This window comes from Stenotrophomonas sp. A3_2, from assembly GCF_036624925.1.
GTDB lineage: Bacteria > Pseudomonadota > Gammaproteobacteria > Xanthomonadales > Xanthomonadaceae > Stenotrophomonas > Stenotrophomonas hibiscicola.
On record NZ_JAZKVY010000121.1, the window covers coordinates 1 to 393 of the forward strand.

Here is a 393-nt window from a genome sequence, read left to right on the forward strand (position 1 = left end):
CCCTCGTTCATCGCCTCGTTCACATTCGGGGCGGTGCCAGCCTGCCATGCGCTCGCGCGAGCGGTCGCGATCATGCGCGACCTTCATTTTGGTCATCTGCGCAAATTGCCTGCAGGCACGCCAGTCGGCTTCATCCGGCAAGCTTGGCGTCGGGCGATCGGCACCGGCATTCCCGATCGCAGGATCTATGAATTGTGCGTGCTGGTCGAGCTTCGCGACCGGCTTCGCGCCGGCGACATGTGGGTCGAGGGAAGCCGACGCTATCGTGCTGTCGAGCAGCAACTCATTCCTGCCCCCGTATTCGCCAACATGCGCGCGGCCGGCCCCTTGCCGATACCGGCACCGGATACGGCCGATATCTGGCTGGCCGAACGACGCGCCCGCCTCGCCCGT

1 pseudogene is annotated in these 393 nt (G+C 65.6%); it reads left to right on the forward strand.

The features are described from left to right. Positions 1-393, forward strand: a pseudogene (locus R5H29_RS02495) (Tn3 family transposase); the annotation flags it as partial.